Source organism: Pseudomonas sp. PGPR40 (assembly GCF_022014505.1).
Taxonomy (GTDB): Bacteria; Pseudomonadota; Gammaproteobacteria; order Pseudomonadales; family Pseudomonadaceae; genus Aquipseudomonas.
Genome location: NZ_JAKLSP010000010.1, coordinates 58,523 through 79,237, shown reverse-complemented (window position 1 = coordinate 79,237; position 20,715 = coordinate 58,523). Strand labels below are relative to the sequence as shown.

The 20,715-nt window shown below is 59.8% G+C and carries 14 protein-coding genes; 2 read left to right on the top strand and 12 right to left on the bottom strand.

Translation table 11 applies throughout. The annotated features are described in order from the left end of the window. Positions 1-5: 5 nt before the first annotated feature. On the bottom strand, positions 6-1,118 hold the full coding sequence (locus tag MEB48_RS10960; RefSeq protein WP_237884277.1) for a capsular polysaccharide export protein, LipB/KpsS family: 1,113 nt from the start codon (positions 1,116-1,118) through the stop codon (positions 6-8). 282 nt (positions 1,119-1,400) lie between these two features. Here MEB48_RS10960 and MEB48_RS10955 point away from each other — a divergent pair, with 282 nt between their 5' ends. Then, entirely contained in the window at positions 1,401-2,033 is a 633-nt protein-coding gene (locus MEB48_RS10955) for a toluene tolerance protein (RefSeq protein ID WP_237884276.1), read from the top strand. Between the two features lie 26 nt (positions 2,034-2,059). Here MEB48_RS10955 and MEB48_RS10950 read toward each other — a convergent pair whose 3' ends face one another. From MEB48_RS10950 to glnE, 11 genes are all read right to left on the bottom strand, one after another. Continuing rightward, positions 2,060-3,346: a capsule biosynthesis protein gene (locus MEB48_RS10950; protein ID WP_237884275.1), complete on the bottom strand. Its 1,287-nt coding sequence runs from the start codon at positions 3,344-3,346 to the stop codon at positions 2,060-2,062. After that, positions 3,343-4,254 (bottom strand): glycosyltransferase family 2 protein, encoded by a 912-nt coding sequence (locus tag MEB48_RS10945; RefSeq protein WP_237884274.1) that lies wholly within the window; start codon positions 4,252-4,254, stop codon positions 3,343-3,345. Before MEB48_RS10945 ends, MEB48_RS10950 begins: the two co-directional genes overlap by 4 nt. Continuing rightward, positions 4,241-5,995: a carbamoyltransferase family protein gene (locus MEB48_RS10940; RefSeq protein WP_030130449.1), complete on the bottom strand. Its 1,755-nt coding sequence runs from the start codon at positions 5,993-5,995 to the stop codon at positions 4,241-4,243. The genes MEB48_RS10945 and MEB48_RS10940 overlap by 14 nt, the downstream gene beginning before the upstream one ends. Before the next feature lie 1,448 nt (positions 5,996-7,443). Next, positions 7,444-8,895: a lipopolysaccharide kinase InaA family protein gene (locus MEB48_RS10935; protein WP_237884273.1), complete on the bottom strand. Its 1,452-nt coding sequence runs from the start codon at positions 8,893-8,895 to the stop codon at positions 7,444-7,446. Continuing rightward, a complete protein-coding gene (locus MEB48_RS10930) occupies positions 8,895-9,647 on the bottom strand; it encodes a lipopolysaccharide kinase InaA family protein (protein ID WP_237884272.1) in 753 nt (250 codons plus the stop codon). The genes MEB48_RS10935 and MEB48_RS10930 overlap by 1 nt, the downstream gene beginning before the upstream one ends. Next, positions 9,644-10,378 carry a lipopolysaccharide kinase InaA family protein gene (locus MEB48_RS10925; protein WP_237884271.1) on the bottom strand — a complete coding sequence of 245 codons (735 nt, stop codon included), beginning with the start codon at positions 10,376-10,378 and terminating at the stop codon, positions 9,644-9,646. Before MEB48_RS10925 ends, MEB48_RS10930 begins: the two co-directional genes overlap by 4 nt. Beyond that, positions 10,378-11,184, bottom strand: a complete 807-nt coding sequence (gene rfaP / locus MEB48_RS10920; RefSeq protein ID WP_030130445.1) for a lipopolysaccharide core heptose(I) kinase RfaP — start codon at positions 11,182-11,184, stop codon at positions 10,378-10,380. The genes MEB48_RS10925 and rfaP overlap by 1 nt, the downstream gene beginning before the upstream one ends. Further along, the gene (locus MEB48_RS10915; RefSeq protein WP_237884270.1) at positions 11,184-12,305 is read right to left on the bottom strand and encodes a glycosyltransferase family 4 protein; all 1,122 of its coding nucleotides are present in this window, start codon (positions 12,303-12,305) and stop codon (positions 11,184-11,186) included. The genes rfaP and MEB48_RS10915 overlap by 1 nt, the downstream gene beginning before the upstream one ends. Continuing rightward, the gene (gene waaC / locus MEB48_RS10910; protein ID WP_237884269.1) at positions 12,305-13,366 is read right to left on the bottom strand and encodes a lipopolysaccharide heptosyltransferase I; all 1,062 of its coding nucleotides are present in this window, start codon (positions 13,364-13,366) and stop codon (positions 12,305-12,307) included. Before waaC ends, MEB48_RS10915 begins: the two co-directional genes overlap by 1 nt. A gap of 1 nt (position 13,367) precedes the next feature. Further along, positions 13,368-14,402, bottom strand: coding sequence for a lipopolysaccharide heptosyltransferase II (gene waaF / locus MEB48_RS10905; RefSeq protein WP_237884268.1), 1,035 nt, complete (start codon positions 14,400-14,402; stop codon positions 13,368-13,370). A gap of 333 nt (positions 14,403-14,735) precedes the next feature. Beyond that, entirely contained in the window at positions 14,736-17,675 is a 2,940-nt protein-coding gene (glnE, locus tag MEB48_RS10900) for a bifunctional [glutamate--ammonia ligase]-adenylyl-L-tyrosine phosphorylase/[glutamate--ammonia-ligase] adenylyltransferase (RefSeq protein WP_237884267.1), read from the bottom strand. Between the two features lie 383 nt (positions 17,676-18,058). Between glnE and aceE the strand changes: the two genes are divergently transcribed. After that, positions 18,059-20,704, top strand: coding sequence for a pyruvate dehydrogenase (acetyl-transferring), homodimeric type (aceE, locus tag MEB48_RS10895; RefSeq protein WP_237884266.1), 2,646 nt, complete (start codon positions 18,059-18,061; stop codon positions 20,702-20,704). The last annotated feature ends 11 nt before the right edge of the window (positions 20,705-20,715 follow it).

Here is a 20,715-nt window from a genome sequence, read left to right as displayed (position 1 = left end):
TCCTGTCAGCATTCGGCTTTACCCAGCATTCGATTGGCGACTCGCTGCAACTGGGCCTTGTCGGCATTCTTCCAGCCACCCTTGATACAGTAGTGTTCAGAGAGGTAATGGAGAAAGTTACGCCTCAATCGCTCATTGAGTGGCCATTGCGGGAATGCGCGCGCCAGTTCCACCACCTGCTCGGCGTTATCGGCATGCATCACCAGCCCCTCGATATTGAAAAACGCCTGGCCCAAGGTTAGTACGGGCTTACCCAAGAGGAGGCTTTCCAGGCCAACCGTCGAGTTCAGCGTGACCACAAACTGACTGGACTCGATCAACTGCTGAGTGGCGTTGCCGTTGGCGAACAGCAGACGTTCGTGAGTACGCTCATGCAACTCGGGATACGTTTCGCGACTGGATGGATGTTCCTTGAACACCACTGTCAGACCCGTTTCATTGGCCAAGCGCTCGCCCAACGCAAACATCTCGCGCATGTTCTTGATCCAGGGAGAAAACAGCCGAACCTGACTATCGCGGTCATCCTGGAACGGAATAAAGACGAATTGCTCCGGCAACACGATCGGCGCCGGGCCACTGGTACGCGGCTGGCGTGGAATCAGCACGGGCGCTGTCTGATTTTCAGGAACTGGGTAAGGATAGTTGAGATAAAAACCGGCCTCGCGTGGAACGGCGTTCAGGTAGTTCACGCCCCGCGGATCAACGGTTGTGGTGTCGGGCAACAGACCGTTCTCGAAGAAGAAAGTCTTACAACCCGGCGGCGCCAGAGCCGTCAGCAATCGGCAGTATCGATGGGAACCATTCCAGAACACCAGCGCGTCGGGGCGCTCGCGATCAAGCAGGGCTTGGGCACGCAGTGCCATCCAAATCAGCTCAAGACGTAACAACAGACGATACAAGCGACCATCGTTTTTGTTCTTGACGCGCCGCTCCTCGCATTTTTCTTCGATCAGGCTCGGCCAGTCGATTCGCGAAAGCACTCTGGAAGTCTGCAGCAACCTTGGCCAGGGCATCTGTGGTGGGGTAACGACTTTACCTTGCAACTCGGTCTCATTGAGTAACCGATTGAAATAGAGGCCTTGATGCTTGGCCAAGGAAATGAACAGCATTGTCGTCATAGGGTGTCCAAAAAATAGGCCGCATCCACCCGCCAAAGCGCGATATAACCACGTGCGACACGTCCGCAGACATCAACACCCTGCTATTCGCCCGTTCGCGTTTGGAAGTATAAAGCCAAGAATCAGAAGCCAGCACTCGGTGGTATTGCGCCAGGCAACCCGGTGAGCGGGCAACTGCCTCTTAAAAAGCGAGGCGATTGTACCACAGCAGTTTTTTGCAGCATGTGCACTGCGGTAACATAGCCGGCTGCCCATCCCATCAGGCCAAGCCTTGGAGCCTTGATGCAAACGCTCGACCATACCGCTTATCTCAACATGCGCGAGGGCGCCGACGTTCTCGAGGCCGATGGTAAAGGGGATAAAGTTTTGTGCCTGGCCGATGGCTCGATGCTCAAGCTGTTTCGCCGTAAACGCCTGCTGACCTCCGCGCTTTGGGCGCCTTACGCCCGTCGATTCGCTGACAACTGCCGTGCACTGCGCGAACGCAATATCGAATGCCCAACAGTTCGCCAGATTTATCGCATCCCCAGCATCGAGCGCGACGCCGTACATTACGATCCCCTGCCCGGCCGCACCCTGCGTCAGTTGCTGGGCACCGACAATAACGAATCTCTTCGGGCACAATTGGGCGAGTTCATTGCACACCTGCATGAGAACGGCATCTACTTTCGCTCCGCGCACCTGGGCAATGTGGTGTTGACGCCTGAAAACACGCTGGGACTGATCGACATCGCCGACCTGCGCGCCTATCGCAAGCCGCTGCGCAAAGGCCTGCGCCTGCGCAATTTCAAACATATGTTGCGCTATCGCCAGGATCGCGAGTGGCTGCTCAAGGACAACCAGTTCCTTGAGCATTACCTGAACCATCAACGCGTGTGCAATGGACGGGAACTGAGCCTGGCGCTCAACCCTTAAGCCCTTAAGCCCTTAAGCCGCCAGTGTCAGCCGGCGGCAGACAACTTGAAGGTCTCGAAGTCACGCGCAGGGTCTGCGCCTCGCAGCAAGCTATCAACCAATTGAATGGTCTTTGCCAACCCCTGAGAGCCGTACACCAGGTGGTAATCGGCAAAACGCCGGGCTTGAGCCACATGCCCCGGATAATCCTGCTCAAGCGCTTGCAACTGGCGAGAAAACTCTTGCTCATCGCGCACTTGAGGCCCAAAAAACAGCGAGTGAGAGAAGATATCCACATCGCTGCCCGCATTCACATGGATCACCGGCCGGCCCGCCAGCCCTGCCTCGATACCGGCATTGGACATGATATTGACGACAACGCTGGCCTGCGCCAGAGCGTCCGCCAGTGAACACGTGCTATCCAGCAAGTCGATGCTGGCTAACTGCGCAGCGGCATCGCTCCAGAATTGCGCCTTGCTGCGCGGATGACGCTTGAACAGCACGCGATAATGCGGATGCTGCTCGGCCCAGTTGCGCAGTAACTGATAGGTGCGCTGGTAGCCCGGTTCTTTTTCTCGATCAGGGCCAACCCCCAGAATCAACAACGTCCGCAGAGCGGGATCGGCAACGGGCAGATCATAAGTTTCATCGGCGAGGTAAGAACCGATCAGCACCACCGTCGACTCACCGAACCGCAAGGTTCTTTCTTGCAAGGCAACCAGCGAACTATGGCCAAAGACGCCGTAATAGTCGTAGTCGTTCATCCCCAGTCGCCGTGAAGATTCCAGCGTCGTGGCATGTGCCAGTTGCAGCAGGCGGGCACCACGCGCAGCCAATGCCAAGCGCAGGAACGGTGCATGAAGACTGCCGTTGCGTTCGTTGATCAACACCTTGGGCGAATACGTCATCACCAGCCACTGGGCATGGGCGGCGTACACCAGATAACGCAGCGGTACAGGCTGCGGCGGCGCCAGGAGCATGCGCTGGGCGCAGGCGTCCGACGGAGAACGTAACGCTGCCTCTGTCAGATGCCGCCCGCGCTTGCGCAGGCCCTCGATCAGAATATTCTTGCGCTGCAACGCCATGGATTTGGGTGCCGAATGCAGCAACAGCACCTCACAGGGTGCAGCGACGACCGAATCACTCAGGCACGCCTTGGCGCGTATCCCGACCGCCACGTCCACCAACACATCACGAACCAGGCGCAAAAAGCTGCCACAGCGACCATGACGCTCGCGCAGCAGCTTCCAGCGATAACGGTCCAGCTCACGCGCTTTTTGTGCCCAGCATCCCTGCGCCTGGAACACACTGGTGTCAGACGGCGGCGTGTTCACTTGAACAACAACCGGATGGCCTTGCGGGTATAGGACCAGCGTGTGAGCGAGCGCAGATCGGCGCGCACGGCGCGGGCGTAAAAAGCCTTGGCGTTGACATAATCGCCGGCACTGTAGCAATCGCGGAACAACGACAGGCAGCGCTGAGCCAGGAAAGCCTGGCGCAGGTCCTGCAGTTCTTGAGGCATGCGTACCGAGGAAAATACCTCGTCAACCATCCCCACGCCCGCCGCCAGACTTTGCTTGAGGTCATGCCGCATGCTGTCGCCATGCTTGTAGATCAACGCCAGCGGCTGATCGAGCACAGTGCACGGGAAACGCGCCAGCACCTGAGCGAACACCGGAATATCTTCAACGTTGCGCAAGTGCTCAGGATAGTTGCCCGGCGCAAACACGTCGCGATGCATTGCGCAGGCGCCGTTAGACAGCGATACCGTCTTGTCCAGCAAGTAGCCCCGCACACGCTGGCGCGGGGTGGCTGGCAAGGGTTTTACGGCATGCTGGACGCGACGACCGTCGTCGAACACAGACCAGTGACCGCCAATGATCAAACGGCTGTCAGGATGGCTGGAGATATGCCGGGTCAATGCAGCCAGCGCACCAGGCGCCATCTCATCATCGGCATCGAGGAAGATCAGGTATTGCCCCCGAGCCTCCTCGATCCCGCGATTACGTACCGAAGACAAACCGCCATTGGGTTTGCGCAGAGCTCTGAAGCATCCGCCATATTCAGTCAGGAGCTGCTCCAGAACTTGCGGCGTCGCGTCAGTGGAACCGTCATCGATCACCAGCAACTCAGCCTGGGCATCACCCAACTGCGCCAGCACCGATTTCACCGCACGCGGCAAGGTTTTGGCGTAGTTATAAGCAGGAATAACGACAGTGATCAGCACGTCAGTCAACGGCATACCCGTCCGCACCTTCTTTGACCACCAGAATGTCTTCCATGATCAGGTATTGCAGGTCGGAGCCGAAGAACATGTTCAAGGCGTCGGTCGGCGAGCAGATCATCGGCTCGCCACGACGGTTGAGCGAAGTGTTCAGCGACACGCCGTTGCCGGTCAGTACTTCCAGCGCTTTCATCATGTCGTAGTAGCGCGGGTTGTATTCGCGCTTGAGCACCTGGGCCCGGGAAGTGCCGTCTTCGTGGACAACTTCCGGCACGCGGGTTTTCCACTCTTCAGCCACTTCGAAGGTGAAGGTCATGAACGGCGCCGGGTGATCGATCTTGATCATCTGCGGCGCAACGGTGTCGAGCATCGATGGGCAGAAAGGCCTCCAGCGCTCGCGGAACTTGATCTGGTGGTTGATCCGGTCAGCCACGCCGGTCGCGCTCGGGCAACCGATGATCGAACGACCGCCCAAGGCGCGCGGACCGAATTCCATACGGCCCTGGAACCAGGCTACCGGGTTGCCGTCGACCATGATTTTGGCGATTTTTTCCGGCATGTTGTCGAGTTTGCGCCACGCTGGCGCACTCGGGTGACGGGCACAGGCGGCGATCACGTCTTCGTTGCTGTAGGACGGGCCGAGGTAGACGTGTTCCATCTTCTCGACCGGTACACCACGAGCGTGGGATACGTAGGCCGCAGCGCCGACCGCAGTGCCGGCATCGCCGGACGCAGGCTGAACGAACAGCTCTTTGATGTCGTCACGGGCAATGATTTTCTGGTTCAGCTTGACGTTCAACGCACAGCCGCCGGCGAAGGCCAGCTTGCCGGTTTCCTTGAGCACATCGCCCAGGTAGTGGTCGATCATCTGCAACGCCAGCTTCTCGAACAGCGCTTGCATGCTCGCGGCGTAATGAATGTACGGCTCGTCGGCGATATCGCCTTCGCGTTTCGGACCCAGCCATTCGATCAGCTTCGGCGAGAAGTAGAAACCTTTGCCCTTCTCTTTATAGCGACGCAGGCCGATGACGTTGGCGTAGTCGGTGTTGATCACCAGTTCGCCGTTCTCGAACGAGGCCAGACGCGAGAAATCGTATTTGCTGGCATCCCCATACGGCGCCATGCCCATGACTTTGAATTCACCGTCGAGCATCTCGAAACCGAGGAACTCGGTGATCGCGCCGTACAGTCCGCCGAGGGAGTCCGGATCGAAGAATTCCTTGATCTTGTGGATCTTGCCGTTTTCGCCGTAACCGAAGAAGGTCGTGGCGTACTCGCCCTTGCCGTCGATCCCGAGAATCGCGGTTTTCTCTTTGAAACCGGAACAGTGGTAGGCACTGGAGGCGTGGGCCAGGTGGTGCTCGACCGGCTCGATCTTGATTTTCTTCGGGTCGAAGCCCAGTTGCTCGAGGCACCAGACAATCTTGTTGCGATAGCGCTTGTAGCGACGATTGCCCATCAGGATCGCGTCGAGGGCGCGGTCCGGGGCGTACCAGTAACGCTTGGCGTAGTGCCAGCGAGCCTTGCCGAACAGACTGATCGGTGCGAACGGAATCGCTACCACATCAACGTCGGACGGCTTGATGCCCGCCTGTTCGAGGCAGAACTTCGCCGATTCGTAAGGCATGCGGTTCTTTGCATGTTTATCGCGTACGAAGCGCTCTTCTTCAGCCGCCGCGACCAGCTTGCCGTCGATATACAGGGCTGCGGAAGGATCATGGCTAAGGGCGCCGGACAGGCCAAGAATCGTCAATGCCACAGGGGTCTAGCCTCTTTAGTCTGCATGCAGGCGCAATGCGCCTCAAAAATTAATGTGCCTTCGCAAGGGGCGAGAGACAGCTAAAGGGCGGGATTATAGCTTAAAAGCAGCGGCAAGCCTCTAGGGGGAAGTGGCAAGCTGGTGCATTGACAGATGAAGCCTCGACACAGACTCCTGCGCAAATGGACTGGGGGATCCCGGTCGGTGTTGCCCAGCCCTTTTTTATCGTCAAAATCTGCCCTCCGAAAACGTCAGGCAAACTAGCATCGTGGCTATTCAGGGCACAGTTCATGGGGTCTGTAGATCATGTTAGGACGGTTCATAAGAACCTGTTCTCTAGATCTCGGAAGACCGATCTGGCGCCATCGCGGCATAGGTATCTACACATCTATTGAGCTACAGAGATTCATTGCCGGCGCTTGGTGCCTGGTGCTTGGTGTTGGGGGGTACATATCCGTTTCTGCGGTCACGGCCGCTGGCGGTTTCGCTTTTACAGCGAGTCACTTGGAAAAGCCCCAAGTAACCAAGGGCTCTTGCCCCGCCATTCGGTGCCTCGCCTAGGCTCGGCATACCCTCTCTCCGGCATTGCTCCGGGGGCCCGCCGCGATCGGCCATCCATGGCCGTGCGCGGCTACCGCGGCATCCTTGCCGCGGTGCCCCCTGCGCAACGCCTGCGTTCGGCCTCTGGGAAAGGGGCAAGCAGATCAGGATCAAAAGCCAAAGCAACGGCAACGGCAACGGCGAGATCAACAGCATCGCGAGCAGGCTCGCTCCCGCATTGGATGGGTGGTGTTGCCGGTTTCTGGTTGGCATCGCTGCCTGAACAACTACCGCTCCCGCAAACACCCAATATCCCTGTAGGAGCGAGGCTTGCCCGCGAAGGCGCAGTGTCAGCCGACATCAATGTTGAATATGCTGGCCTCTTCGCGAGCAAGCCCGCTCCCACAGTCGGAGTGGGTGCATCCGGGGAAGATGGGTCGGCTGACAGGCCGCCATCGCAGCGATGCGGCGACCCGACAAGCTCCCACAAAAAATCAGCGCACATCCAGAATCAGCGCCCAGCCGCTTTGCCTTTCACCACTCAACAGGCCGAGCGTTAGCTCGCCTGCAGCTCTTGATCTTGATGCACCGCCCCCTCGAGAGGCCGAGTGGAGGTTCTGCGCAGTGGGCAACCCGGCATGGATGCCGGGTTAGCCGCGCACGGCCATGGATGGCCGATCGCGGCGGGCCCACGGAGCAGGACCGGAGCGAGGGCATGCCGAGCCTAAGCGAGGCACCGAACGACAGGGGCAGAAGCGCTTTGGTTACTTTCGCGCTTTTCGAAAGTGACTCGCCGTAAGGGCGAAACCGCCAGTGGCCGTTACCGCAGAAACGGATATGTACACCCTCGTCAAACTCAGGAAGATGTGTAGATACCCATGGCCATCGCGGGCTTGCGCGATAGGGATTCAGGCAGCCCTGGAAATATCTTTGGGAAGACGCTGATCAATCACCCTATACAGCGCACTGCTCTCGGGCCAATTGCGCATGAACCGCGCCCGATCCCTCGCGTACGCCGGGGCAAAGCTGCTGACCGAACCATGCTGGCGCATCGAATCCAGATCGATCAGCGCCCAGCGATCCTGCTGCCAGAACAGGTTATGACCCTTGAAATCGCCATGGCTGATCCGCTCGCGAATCAGCTCGGCGAACAGGTGATCCAACGCCTGCAACTCGGCTTGCGGCGCTTCGCCGCTGTCCACGTACGGCGCGAAGCGCTCGATGATGTCCGGCCCCGGCAAATATTCGGTCACCAGGTACGCCCGACTGCGCAGCCAGAGAAAACGCTTCTCCAGCAGGGCCAATGGCTTGGGTGTGGCAATGCCCAGGAACGCCAGGCGATTGCCTTCACGCCATGAGTGCCAGGCGCGGCTCGGGCGCCAGAAACGTTTGAGCCAGTGGGCAAAACCCTTGATGTTGTAGCGTTTGACCAACAATGTGCGCCCGGCCGCCTCGACCTTGCCGACGCTCGCCGCGCCGCCGGTCTTGTACAGATGGCCCTGATCGAGCAAGGCATCGGCCTGCTCCAGCACTGGCAGCATCGCCGCCTCTTCCTCACGACGAATCGCTCGCAAGCCGAACGCTCCGCGCTGGACACTGAACAACGTGCATTCGCGGCCGACCTTGATCAGGAAATCCTTCAAACGCCAGCTGCGGACCTTGTCGACCTGCTTCTGCAACGCCTCCATGGGCAAGGCATGTTCGCCGTTGCTCAGCAGGTAATAGACCAGCAATTCTTCGGTGAAGGGTTCCAGGGATTTGGGCAACTGAGCGAAAAACACCCCGAGGTTTTCCAGGACTTTCTGCTGTGACAGCGGCTTGCCTGCCGTCTCGGCACAGATCCCGGCGCCATCGATCAAATACAACTGACCGCCGTGGCGCAGCAGGTTGTCCAGGTGCAGATCCTCCTGCCACAGGCCTTTGCTATGCAGCTGCCCAATGGCGCCCAATGCCTCGGCCAGCACCACGGATTGTTCATCCGCCAACACGGGCAAGTGCTCGACCTGTTTCCAGGCGTCCCCCAGGCTCTCGGCGCCTTCAAGGAAATCGAACAACAACCAGCCACCCTCGCCGTCCTTCAAGCCATCAGCCAATAGCAAGGGCGTGGTCAGCCCTTGAGCGGCGAGCAAACGCACGCCATCCAGCTCCCGCTGAAAATGCCGCGCGGCTTTGCCACCGACCAGCAACTTGGCCAACACCGGCCGGCCGCGCCAGACTCCGGCACCCACGTAACGCTGCCCTGGCAACACCCGCAGCAGACTCAGCAGCTGTAACTCGGCAGGCCCCGCGGCATCGGCCAATGGAATGCTCAGCGGCAGGCTCGGGCTGCGGCCGGCGTTTTTCAGATCGGACAAACGCATCAACGCGCCTCCTTGTGACTGCGCCGCTTACTCAGGCGCGATACCCAACTGTCCACCAGCGAACTGTCCAATGGCTGATCCAGATAAACCGCCAACAACTCGCGCAGCTGACTTTCGCTCCATTCCCGCGCCCGACGCAGCAACGGATCCAGGTCCTTGATCCGATCACGTTGACCAAAAAACAACGGGCGGGTTTTTTCCAGATCGATCAACCGAGCCTGATAACCGTCACCGGTGGCCTGGAGAAAAATGTGCTTGGGGTAGAAGCAACCGTGGAGTTGATGCACCTCGTGCAGGCGTCGCGCCAGTTGCCCACAGGCTTTCAGAATCGCCGAATGCTGCGCCGCGCTCAGCTCGGACCAGCGTTGTAACAGCGAATCCAGGTCATCCCAACCGTCCAGCGCGCGGGTCAGCAGAATCGCCCGGACTTCACCGTCGACTTTGCGCTCACCGAAAAACGCCGCTTGCAGCGCCGGTATCCCCAGTTTCTGATAACGACTGATGTTGCGAAACTCACGGGCAAAACTCGGCTCGCCAAAGGGCGAATGCAATGTGCGTGTCAGGTAGTTGCTCTGGCGTTTGAGGTAATAGCCATGACCTTCCAGCTCCAGCCGAAACACACTGCTCCAGCCACCCCGACCAGTGTTGGGTTCGTCCACGGCTTCGAGCTGTTTGGCCCAGAGCGCATCGAAGGTGCCGAGACCATGACGCTCAAGCAGCACACGATCTTCAGCGGCCAGAAAATCAGTCATTCGCGCCCCTCGAAAAATCTCACCACGTGCCGAATCCGTTTTTTGTCGGCGGCATTGAGCCGGGTGCATTGGCGGTATTGCAGATAAAAGCGCAGACGCTGGGTGGCCGACAGGTGATATTTGGCAACTTTGTCCAGACAAGCCAGGTCTTTGGTGATCCGGTAGTTGAGCCAGAAGCCGCGCCAGAAATCACCGTTGGGGCAGTCGATCAGAAACAGCCGGGATTCATCGTCGATCAGCAAGTTGCGCCACTTCAAATCGTTATGGGTAAAGCGGTGATCGTGCATGGTCCGGGTATAGCCGGCCAGCTGTCGACTGATGTTGTCGACCCAGGCGCGGTCCGCCAGTTTCGGATCATGCCGACCCGCCAAAGCCGATAAGTCTTCGGTATTGGGCAGCTCGCGAGTGATCATCGCCCCACGATCGTATGCCGCGCCGCGCCGCTCCAGCCCCCAGGCCACTACTTCGGCGGTGGGAATGCCCCACTTGGCGAAACGCTTGAGGTTCTGCCACTCGGCTTTCACCCGCGGTTTGCCCAAGTAACGGCGCAAGCCTTTGCCGGCGCCGACGTAGCGCTTGACGTAATAGTTGACGCCGTTGCGCTGGACGCGAATGACCTCGGACAACGGATCACGGGTCAGTCGCTCGCCCTTGAGCGCGAACACCGCGTCAAGACTGCCGAAGTCTTCTGCCAGATCGCTGTAAGCAGGTTCCAGTGTCCAACCCGACATCAGAGCGCGTCCCCGTATCGCTGCTTACGCTCGTAGAGCTTGTTGGCCTTGCCTTCGAGCCATGCCAGCAGCCCCGCTTCCTCGGCCAGAATCTGGCGCAGGGGCTGTTGGAAGTACCCCTTGAGGAAACGCAGCTTGTCGCGACGGGTCAGGCCGATGTCCAGCGCCGAAAAATACAGCGCCGCCAGGTCCTTGTTGCGCCAGCGTTGGGTAATCGTCGGACGGGTCTGAGCACGGTGCAGATCGATCACCGACAGCTTGAAGTCGTCGGCTGTCACCGGTTTGTCGGTGTGCAGCAGGAAGTGGCAGATGTAGCAGTCGCGGTGGTTGACCCCGGCGCGGTGCATCATGCCGGTCATGCGCGCGACTTCGGCGATCAAGGCGCGCTTGAGTTTTGGCTCGGGCGGTTGCTTGACCCAATTGATGCTGAAGTCTTCGAGGCTGACGGTGGGCGCCAACTCTTCAGTGACGATGAACGAATGCTGATCCGCCGGGTTGCTGCCTTTTTCGCCGTAAGCGACGGCGGTCATGGTCGGCACGCCGACTTCTTGCAGGCGCTGAATGGCCTTCCACTCCTGCCCCGCGCCCAGCACCGGCAGCTTGGCGGTCAGCAGGTTCTTGAAGATCTCGCCCCAGCCGATGCCACGGTGGATTTTCACGAAGAACCCGTGGCCGTCCACTTCAGTACGCAGTGTCCGGCGCGCTTCAAGCTCGCGATACACCTCGCCCTTGAGGCCCTCGACTTCGGCGAACGGATCGCGTCCGGCCCAGAGGCTCTTGAACGGTTCAGCCAGCATCAACTTCATTAAGCGTGCTCCGCCAGAATCACATCGGCCGCGTGCTGCGGCATGCTGTAGAGGTCGGCCGTCTCGGCGAAAGCCAGACCGTTGCGGCTCCAGGCCGCCCGTGCATTTGCGTCGTTCAACATGCCGGTCAGGTACTGCGTCAGTTGCGCCTGATCGAAGGGCTCGTCCAGCACCAGGCCGGCGTCGGCCTCGGCGATGTAATGGGCATAGCCGCACACCGCGCTCACCAGCACCGGCAGGCCGGCTACCACGGCTTCAAGCAGCACCGTCCCGGTATTTTCGTTGTACGCCGGGTGAATCAATAGATCGGCACCGAGCAGGAAACGCGGGATATCGCTGCGACCCTTGAGGAACTGTACGTTGTCGCCAAGCCCCAATGTGGCGCTCTGCAACTGGAATACTTTGGGGTCGTCCTGGCCAATTACAAACAGCCGGGTGCGTTTTTTCAGCTCGGCGGGCAAGGCGGCCAGCGCCTTGAGGCTGCGGTCCACGCCTTTGGTCTTGAACCCGGAGCCGATCTGCACCAGCAGCAAATCGTCATCCTTGAGGTTGAACTCTTGACGGAATTCGGCCCGAATCTCGGCCGCATTCGCGGGTGCACGACGGTCCTGAGAGATACCCGGCGGCAGTAAATGGAAGCGCGCAAGCGGCGTGTCGTAATGCTTGATGAACAGCGGCTGCTGGACTTCGGAAATCATCAGCACTTCGGTCTTGGCATCCTTGGCGAACACCGCGCGCTCGTACTCGGCGAAGTGGCGGTAGCGGCCCCAACGACGGTACAGCGAGTTGCGCAGGTTTTGTGCCTTGTCTTCGAAGCAGCCGTCGGCGGCGTAGTAAACGTCCAGACCCGGCATTTTGTTGAAACCGATCAGGCGATCCACCGGACGCTTGGCCAGATCGGCCTCCATCCATTCGGTGAGTTTTTCGTTGCGCCGATGATTGAAGAACGCCTTGACCGGCGCCACCAGCACTTCGAAACCCGGTGGAATATCGCCTTCCCAGATCAGTGTGTAGACGCGAATCTGATGGCCGCGCTGCTGGCATTCAAGGGCGATGCGCATGAAGTCGCGCTGCAAGCCACCAAACGGAAAATACTTGTACAGGACAAATGCCAATTGCATCAGCGCAGCTCCTCAGCCAGTAACAACGTGCTCAGTCGGCTCGCGACACGCTCGGGATTCAGACGCGTGAAGCACAGGGGCCACTCGCGTTTCAGGTCGAACCGACGGGCATCGTCGGCCGTCGGTTGATAGGTGCATTTCTTTTGCAGGCACGGCGCGCAGGGAAAGTCGCTGGCCATGTGAATCTGCGACTTGCCGTACGCGCCGGTCAGGCCCGGGTTGGTCGGGCCGAACAGCGACAGGGTCGGCACGTCCAGCGCCGCAGCGAGGTGACCGAGACCGGTATCCACTGCCACGCAGGCTTGCGCCCCGGCCAGGACTTTGCCGACACCCGCCAGGTTCAATTTGGGCAGCACTTCGACGTGCTTCATGTCTTTGGCGATGCGCTCGGCGCGGGCCTTTTCGACCGGGTTACCCCACGGCAGCTTTACCGCCACGCCAAGATAACCCACCCGCTCGGCCAGCTCGCGCCAATAGGCTTCAGGCCAGTGTTTGGTGTCCCAGGTGGTGCCATGGAGAAACACCACGTACGGATTCTTGCGTGGCAACTCCACCAAGCGCTCGACGCTCAGGCCGTAGTCGCCCAAGCCTTTGGGCAGGTCGTAACCCAGTGCCAGCGCAAACAACTGGCGCACTCGCTCTACCGCGTGCTGCCCACGGGCCACGGCCAGACGTCGGGAATAGAAACGCGCGGCGATCGGTTCGCGGGCCGAGTTCTTGTCCAGCCCGGCCACCGGTGCTTTGGCGTAGCGAGTCAACAAGGCGCTTTTCAGCAGGCCCTGTGCATCGATCACCAAGTCATATTGGGTCGCGCGAACGCTTTGCTTGAAGCGCTTCCACTCACCGCTCTTGAGGGTCTGCCAGATGTTCTTGCGCCAGCGACGGATCGCCACCGGAATCACCTTGCCCACGGCCGGGTGCCAGGTCGGAATCTCGGCGAAGCCTTCTTCCACCACCCAGTCGAACGTGATGCCGGGGATCGCCCGCGCCGCGTCGGTCAACGCTGGCAACGCGTGAATCACGTCGCCCAGCGAAGAAGTCTTGATCAACAGTACCCGCAAACTATTTGACCTCGACCACAGTGCCCAGCAACCGCTGCAAGGCTTCGTTCACCGCTTTTGGCATGAGCTGGCGCAAGCAATTGTAATGACCGAAACGGCAGGTGCGATCGAAGCACGGACTGCATTCGATGCCCAGGCGCACGATTTCGACATGCTCGGCCAATGGTGGTGTGAAACCCGGCGACGTCGAGCCGTACACCGCCACCAACGGGCGGTTCAGCGCGGCCGCCACGTGCATCAGGCCGGAGTCGTTGGAGACCACCGCGTCAGCGCAGGACAGCAGATCGATGGCCTCGGCCAGGGAAGTGCCGCCACTGAGGTTCACCGACTCTTCACGCAGACCGGGAATCAACCGCGCGCGAATGTCTTCGCCCACCGCGTGATCATTTTTCGAGCCGAACAGCCAGACCTGCCAGCCTTCACGGATCTTCGCTTCGGCGACCTTGGCATAGTGCTCGGACGGCCAGCGCTTGGACTCGCCGAACTCGGCGCCAGGGCACAGCGCCAACACCGGACGGTCCAGGGCCAGACCGAACTTGGCCAGTGCGCCGTCGCGAGTCACCGGGTCGATCTGCAGGTTCGGCCGTGGATACGGTTTTGGCAATTCGACGCCGGGCTCAAAAGCCAGGGCCATGAAGCGTTCGATCATCAACGGGTAACGTTCTTTGTCGAGCGTACGCACGTCATTGAGCAGGCCATAGCGGAACTCGCCGCGCCAGCCGGTGCGTTTCGGGATACCGGCAAAAAACGGCACCAGTGCCGATTTCAGGGAATTGGGCAGCAGGATGGCCTGGTCGTACTGACCGGCCAGGGATTTACCGATGCGCCGACGCGTCGCCAGTTCCAGCACGCCGTGGCCGAGCGGGAAGCTCAAGGCCTGGCGCACTTCGGGCATGCGCTCGAGAATCGGCCGGCTCCACTCGGGGGCCAGCACGTCGATTTCGCACTGCGGGTGGCGCTGCTTGAGACACTGAAAAAGTGTCTGTGCCATCACCATGTCACCGACCCAACTGGGCCCAACGATCAGAATTTTCATGTAGTTTCCAAAAACGAGCCGGGGAGGCATACGCCTCCCCGCCTCGAGAATCACTGTGGAAGTCTGCTTGCCCGCGATGGGATCATCACCTTCAACATTCCTGTCGACTGACACCCCGCCTTCGCGAGCAAGCTCGCTCCTACATTGGGTATTGGTGCACATCCCGTGCGGTGCAGCCTGGCCGCCTCAATCTCCAAAACACCGAAGATCCACTGTGGGAGCGGGCTTGCTCGCGAAAGGGCCGGCACATCCAGGATCAATGCCGACTGACACTCCGCCTTCGCGAGCAAGCTCGCTCCTACATTGGGTATCAGGTGTTACAAATATCCCTTCTCAGCTTAACCCCAGCTCGCGCCAGATCCGCATGACCTGCCGTCGTTCATCCACGAACTGGTCGCCCGGTATCACTCCGGCGTCCTTTTGCAAGGCCTCCCGGTGAGCGGCGGAGCGGTAGGCCTTATAGGCTTCACGCAACAGGCTGGCATCTTCGGCGGGCATTAGCCCGACCTCCTCCAACCCTTCCAGAATGCGGATATTGTCGGTATAGCGCAGCAATGACGGATGCGCCTCAGACCATGCCAGAGCCGCGTATTGCACCATAAATTCAATATCGACGATACCTCCGGCGTCCTGCTTGAGATCGAACGGCGCCGTGGCCTCGAAGGCATTTGCCGCCGTGCCCGCCGCCGTGCTCTTGCTGCCGAGATTATCGCGCATCTTGGCACGCATCTCGCTGACCTCCTGGCGCAAGGTCTGCAGATCCCGCGACTTGCCCAATACCGCCGCGCGAACTTTCTCGAACGCCTCGCCGACATCCTGACTGCCCACCAGCACCCGTGCTCGCACCAGCGCCTGATGTTCCCAGGTCCAGGCTTCGTTTTCCTGATACCGGGCAAACGCCCCCAGGGAACTCACCAACAAACCGGACGCACCGGACGGACGCAGGCGCATGTCCACCTCATACAGCTGGCCGGAGTTGGTCTGCGCCGTCAGCAAATGAATGATGCGCTGCCCGAGCCGGGTAAAAAACTGTGCACCGTCAATAGGCTTCGACCCGTCGGTTTCCGCCTGTGGATCGCCGTCGTGGATGAACACCAGATCCAGGTCCGAACTGTGCCCCAGTTCCAGACCGCCGACTTTCCCGTAACCGACAATGATGAAACCAGGGTCGCACAAGCTGCCGTCGGTGCGTTGCGGCGTGCCGTACTTGGCCACGGTCTGACGCCAGGCCAGGGCCAGGACCTGTTCGAGAATCGCTTCGGCGAGCCAGGTCAGGTAATCACTGACCTTCATTAATGGCAGGCTGCCGGCGATTTCCGAGGCGGCGACGCGCAAGCGGTGCGCCAGTTTGAAATGCCGCAGGGCTTCCATTTGCTGTTCGAGGTCGTCTTCGGGAATCCGCGTCAAACGCTCGCGCAGCTCGGCCGTCAGTTCCGGCGCCAGCGGTGGCTTGAACAACCGGCCTTCGTTGAGCAACTCGTCGAGCAGCAACGGGAAGCGCGTGATCTGTTCGGCAATCCACGGGCTCGCGGCGCATAGCGTCAGCAAGCGACGCAGGGCGCCGGGATTCTCGGTCAACAACACCAGATAGGCGGAACGACGCGCCACGGCTTCCACCAACGGCAGTACCCGCTCCAACACCAGATCGGGATTGGCGTGCTCCACCGCCTGAGCCAGCAAGCGCGGAATAAAAGCATCGAGACGTTCACGCCCCAGGCGCTGCATGGCGCGTAATTGCGGACTGCCGCGCAGATTGGCCAGGGCTTTCAGCGCCTTGGAAGCATCGGCGAAACCACCCTCTTCCAGCTGACGGCACGCGGCCTCCTCGTCCTGCGCCTCTTCCCACAGCGGCAGCCATTCCCCGCCGACCACCACTTCGCTCTCGGCGCCGTCCTCTTCGTCGGGATCGGCGATCACCTGAGCAAAGTGCCAGGCCACCCGGCCACGCCAGTACATCAGCTGTTCGTGGAACGCTGTCCAGTTGGCGAACCCGAGCATAAAGGCAATGCGCGCCTGATCCTGCGGGCTATCTGGCAGCATCTGGGTCTGACGGTCGGCAATCGCCTGGATCGCGTGTTCGGTGTAACGCAGAAATTCGTAGGCTTCTCGCAGTTCACTGACTACCGCCGCCGGCAGGTAACCCTGACCTTCCAATGTGCTCAGTACTTTTAATAAAGGACGCTGCTGCAGGCTCAAGTCGCGACCGCCGTGAATCAGCTGGAAGGCCTGGGCGATAAATTCGACTTCACGAATGCCGCCGGAACCGAGTTTGATGTTGTCGGCCATGCCCTTGCGCCGGACTTCCTGCTGGATCAGCTGCTTCATGGTGCGCAGCGCTTCGATGGCCGAGAAGTCCAGGTAACGCCGGTAAACGAACGGCCGCAGCATGTCGAGCAATTGGGCGCCGGCCACTTGATCGCCGGCCACCACGCGCGCCTTGATCATCGCGTAGCGTTCCCAATCGCGGCCCTGATCCTGGTAATACTGCTCCAGCGCATTGAAGCTCAGCACCAGGGCGCCGGACGAACCGTAAGGCCGCAAGCGCATGTCGACGCGGAACACGAAACCGTCGACGGTCATCGGGTCCAGGGCCTTGATCAGCCGCTGCCCCAGACGAATGAAAAACTCCTGATTATCCAGCGAGCGCTTCACGCCGACGGTTTCACCGCCCTCGGGGTAGGCGAAGATCAGGTCGATGTCTGACGACAGGTTCAGCTCCACGGCACCGAGCTTGCCCATGCCGAGGATGACCATCTGTTGCGGTTTACCACTGCGCCGCCCGGTGGGCGTGCCGAACTGTTGGCAATGGCGCTGATACAACCACTGACAGGCCTGATCGATGCTGGCATCGGCCATGTCCGAGAGGTCGCGACAGGTCTGGATCAGATCGGCCTGGCGTGTCAGATCGCGCCAGATGATCCGCACTTGCTGACGGGCGCGCTGGCGACGCAGGGCGTGGCCAAGTTGGTCGTCGGTTTCGGCGGCGCTCACCGCCGTCGCAATCTGTGCGCACAACTCACCCGGCGCAAAGGCACGGTCCAGTTCGCCGGACTGCACCAGCTCCAGCAACATCAAAGGGTCACGCAGGCTCTGTTCAATGACAAAGTCGCTGGCAGCGCTGACACGGGCAAATTGCGCCCAGCGCTCAGGCGTCCAGGCAGACAGGCCATGATCGTCGGGGAGAACCCCGACAGTCGTACGGAACGACTGCTCGGCACGGGTGACAAACGGCAGAAGTACGCCGGGCAGTTCGGCAAGCGAAGGGAGGCTCATGGTCTATCCTTGATCGGCGTGCGAAAGGCTGCATGTAGTGATTTTTGAAAATACACTACGTGATTGACTGTCGAACAAAGGTTAGAAATAGCTGTAATTTGTTTATTTTTGGCAGCGATCATCAAGCCTTCACCTTTTTTGGTTGGCAAAAGACCAACCTTAACGATTATTCTCACAACGCAGCCGGAGGCCACAAGCCAATCTTCTGTAGTTTTACTACTCGTCTATACATTCGAAAGGCTGAAATGCCCGATGATTTGTAGTAAAACTACACGCCGCCGGAACAACCTATCGGCAATCCAAGAATTTATATCGTCTGCCCACAAGGCCAGTCGCAAACTCAGGCAACCGATTCTGGAAGCCTTTCCGCCCTGGAGCAAGCCATGCAAGACCTCGATCCCGTCGAAACCCAGGAATGGCTGGACGCCCTGGAATCGGTTCTCGACAAAGAAGGCGAAGACCGTGCTCACTATCTGATGACCCGTATGGGTGAACTCGCGACCCGTAGCGGCTCGCAGCTCCCTTACGCCATCACTACGCCGTACCGCAACACGATCCCCGTTACCCACGAAGCACGCATGCCTGGCGACCTGTTCATGGAACGCCGCATTCGCTCGTTGGTACGCTGGAACGCGATGGCCATGGTAATGCGTACGAACCTGAAAGATTCTGACCTCGGCGGTCACATCTCCAGCTTCGCTTCCAGTGCGACCCTGTATGACATCGGCTTCAACTACTTCTTCCAGGCCCCGAGCGACGAACACGGCGGCGACCTGATCTACTTCCAGGGCCACACCTCGCCAGGCGTTTACGCCCGTGCATTCATGGAAGGCCGCATCACCGAAGACCAGATGAACAACTTCCGTCAGGAAGTCGACGGCCAGGGCTTGTCGTCCTATCCGCACCCGTGGCTGATGCCTGACTTCTGGCAGTTCCCGACCGTATCCATGGGTCTGGGCCCGATCCAGGCGATCTACCAGGCTCGCTTCATGAAGTACCTGGAACACCGTGGTTTCATCCAGCCAGGCAAACAGAAAGTCTGGTGCTTCCTGGGCGATGGCGAGTGCGACGAGCCGGAATCCCTGGGCGCGATCTCCCTGGCCGGCCGCGAGAAGCTGGACAACCTGATCTTCGTCATCAACTGCAACCTGCAGCGCCTCGACGGCCCGGTTCGCGGCAACGGCAAGATCATCCAGGAACTCGAAGGCGTGTTCCGCGGCGCTCAGTGGAACGTGACCAAGGTCATCTGGGGCCGCTTCTGGGACCCGCTGCTGGCCAAGGATGTCGACGGTATCCTGCAACGCCGCATGGACGAAGTCATCGACGGCGAGTACCAGAACTACAAAGCCAAAGACGGCGCGTTCGTGCGTGAACACTTCTTCAACACGCCTGAACTCAAGGCGATGGTTGCAGACCTGTCTGACGACGAGATCTGGAAACTCAACCGTGGCGGCCACGACCCGTACAAGGTCTACGCGGCGTACCACGAAGCGGTCAACCACAAAGAACAACCGACTGTCATCCTGGCCAAGACCATCAAGGGTTATGGCACCGGTGCCGGCGAAGCGAAAAACACTGCGCACAACACCAAGAAAGTCGATGTCGACAGCCTGAAGTTGTTCCGCGATCGTTTCGACATTCCGGTCAAGGACGAAGAACTGGAAAACCTGCCGTTCTTCAAGCCGGAGCCGAACAGCGCCGAAGCCCGTTACCTGGCAGAGCGCCGTACCGCGCTGGGCGGTTTCGTGCCACAGCGTCGCGCCAAGAGCTTCAACATCCCGACCCCGCCACTGGACACTCTCAAGGCGATCCTGGACGGCTCGGGCGACCGTGAAATCTCCACCACCATGGCTTTCGTGCGGATCCTCGCGCAATTGGTCAAGGACAAGGAAATCGGCCCACGCATCGTTCCGATCATCCCGGACGAAGCCCGTACCTTCGGTATGGAAGGCATGTTCCGTCAGTTGGGCATCTACTCCTCCGTCGGCCAGCTCTACGAGCCAGTCGATAAAGACCAGGTGATGTTCTACAAGGAAGACCAGAAGGGCCAGATTCTCGAAGAAGGCATCAACGAAGCGGGCGCCATGAGCTCCTTCATCGCTGCCGGTACTTCGTACTCCAGCCACAACCAGCCAATGCTGCCGTTCTACATCTTCTACTCGATGTTCGGCTTCCAGCGTATCGGCGACCTGGCCTGGGCCGCTGGCGACAGCCGTACCCGTGGCTTCCTGATCGGCGGCACCGCCGGCCGTACCACCCTGAACGGTGAAGGCCTGCAGCACGAAGACGGTCACAGCCACCTGCTGGCTGCCACCATCCCGAACTGCCGCACCTACGATCCAACCTACGGCTACGAGCTGGCGGTGATCATTCAGGACGGCATGAAGAAGATGACCGAAGAGCAACAGGACGTCTTCTACTACATCACCGTGATGAACGAGTCCTACCAGCAGCCAGCCATGCCGGCCGGTGCCGAAGAAGGCATCAAGAAAGGCATGTACCTGCTCGAGGAAGACACCCGCGAAGCGGCGCACCACGTTCAGCTGATGGGCTCCGGCACCATCCTGCGTGAAGTCCGTGAAGCGGCGAAGATCCTGCGTGAAGAGTTCAACGTCGGTGCTGACGTATGGAGCGTTACCAGCTTCAACGAACTGCGTCGCGACGGCCTGGCCGTTGAGCGCACCAACCGTCTGCACCCTGGCCAGAAACCTAAACTGAGCTACGTCGAAGAGTGCCTGAACGGCCGTAAAGGTCCGGTCATCGCGTCTACCGACTACATGAAGCTGTTCGCTGAGCAAATTCGTCAGTGGGTCCCGTCCAAGGAATTCAAAGTCCTGGGCACCGATGGTTTCGGCCGCAGTGACAGCCGCAAGAAGCTGCGTCACTTCTTCGAAGTCGATCGTCATTTCGTGGTGTTGGCAGCCCTGGAAGCCTTGGCTGACCGTGGTGACATCGAACCTAAGGTTGTGGCTGAAGCCATCGCCAAGTTCGGTATCAACCCGGAAAAACGCAACCCACTGGACTGCTGAGGAGACACTCT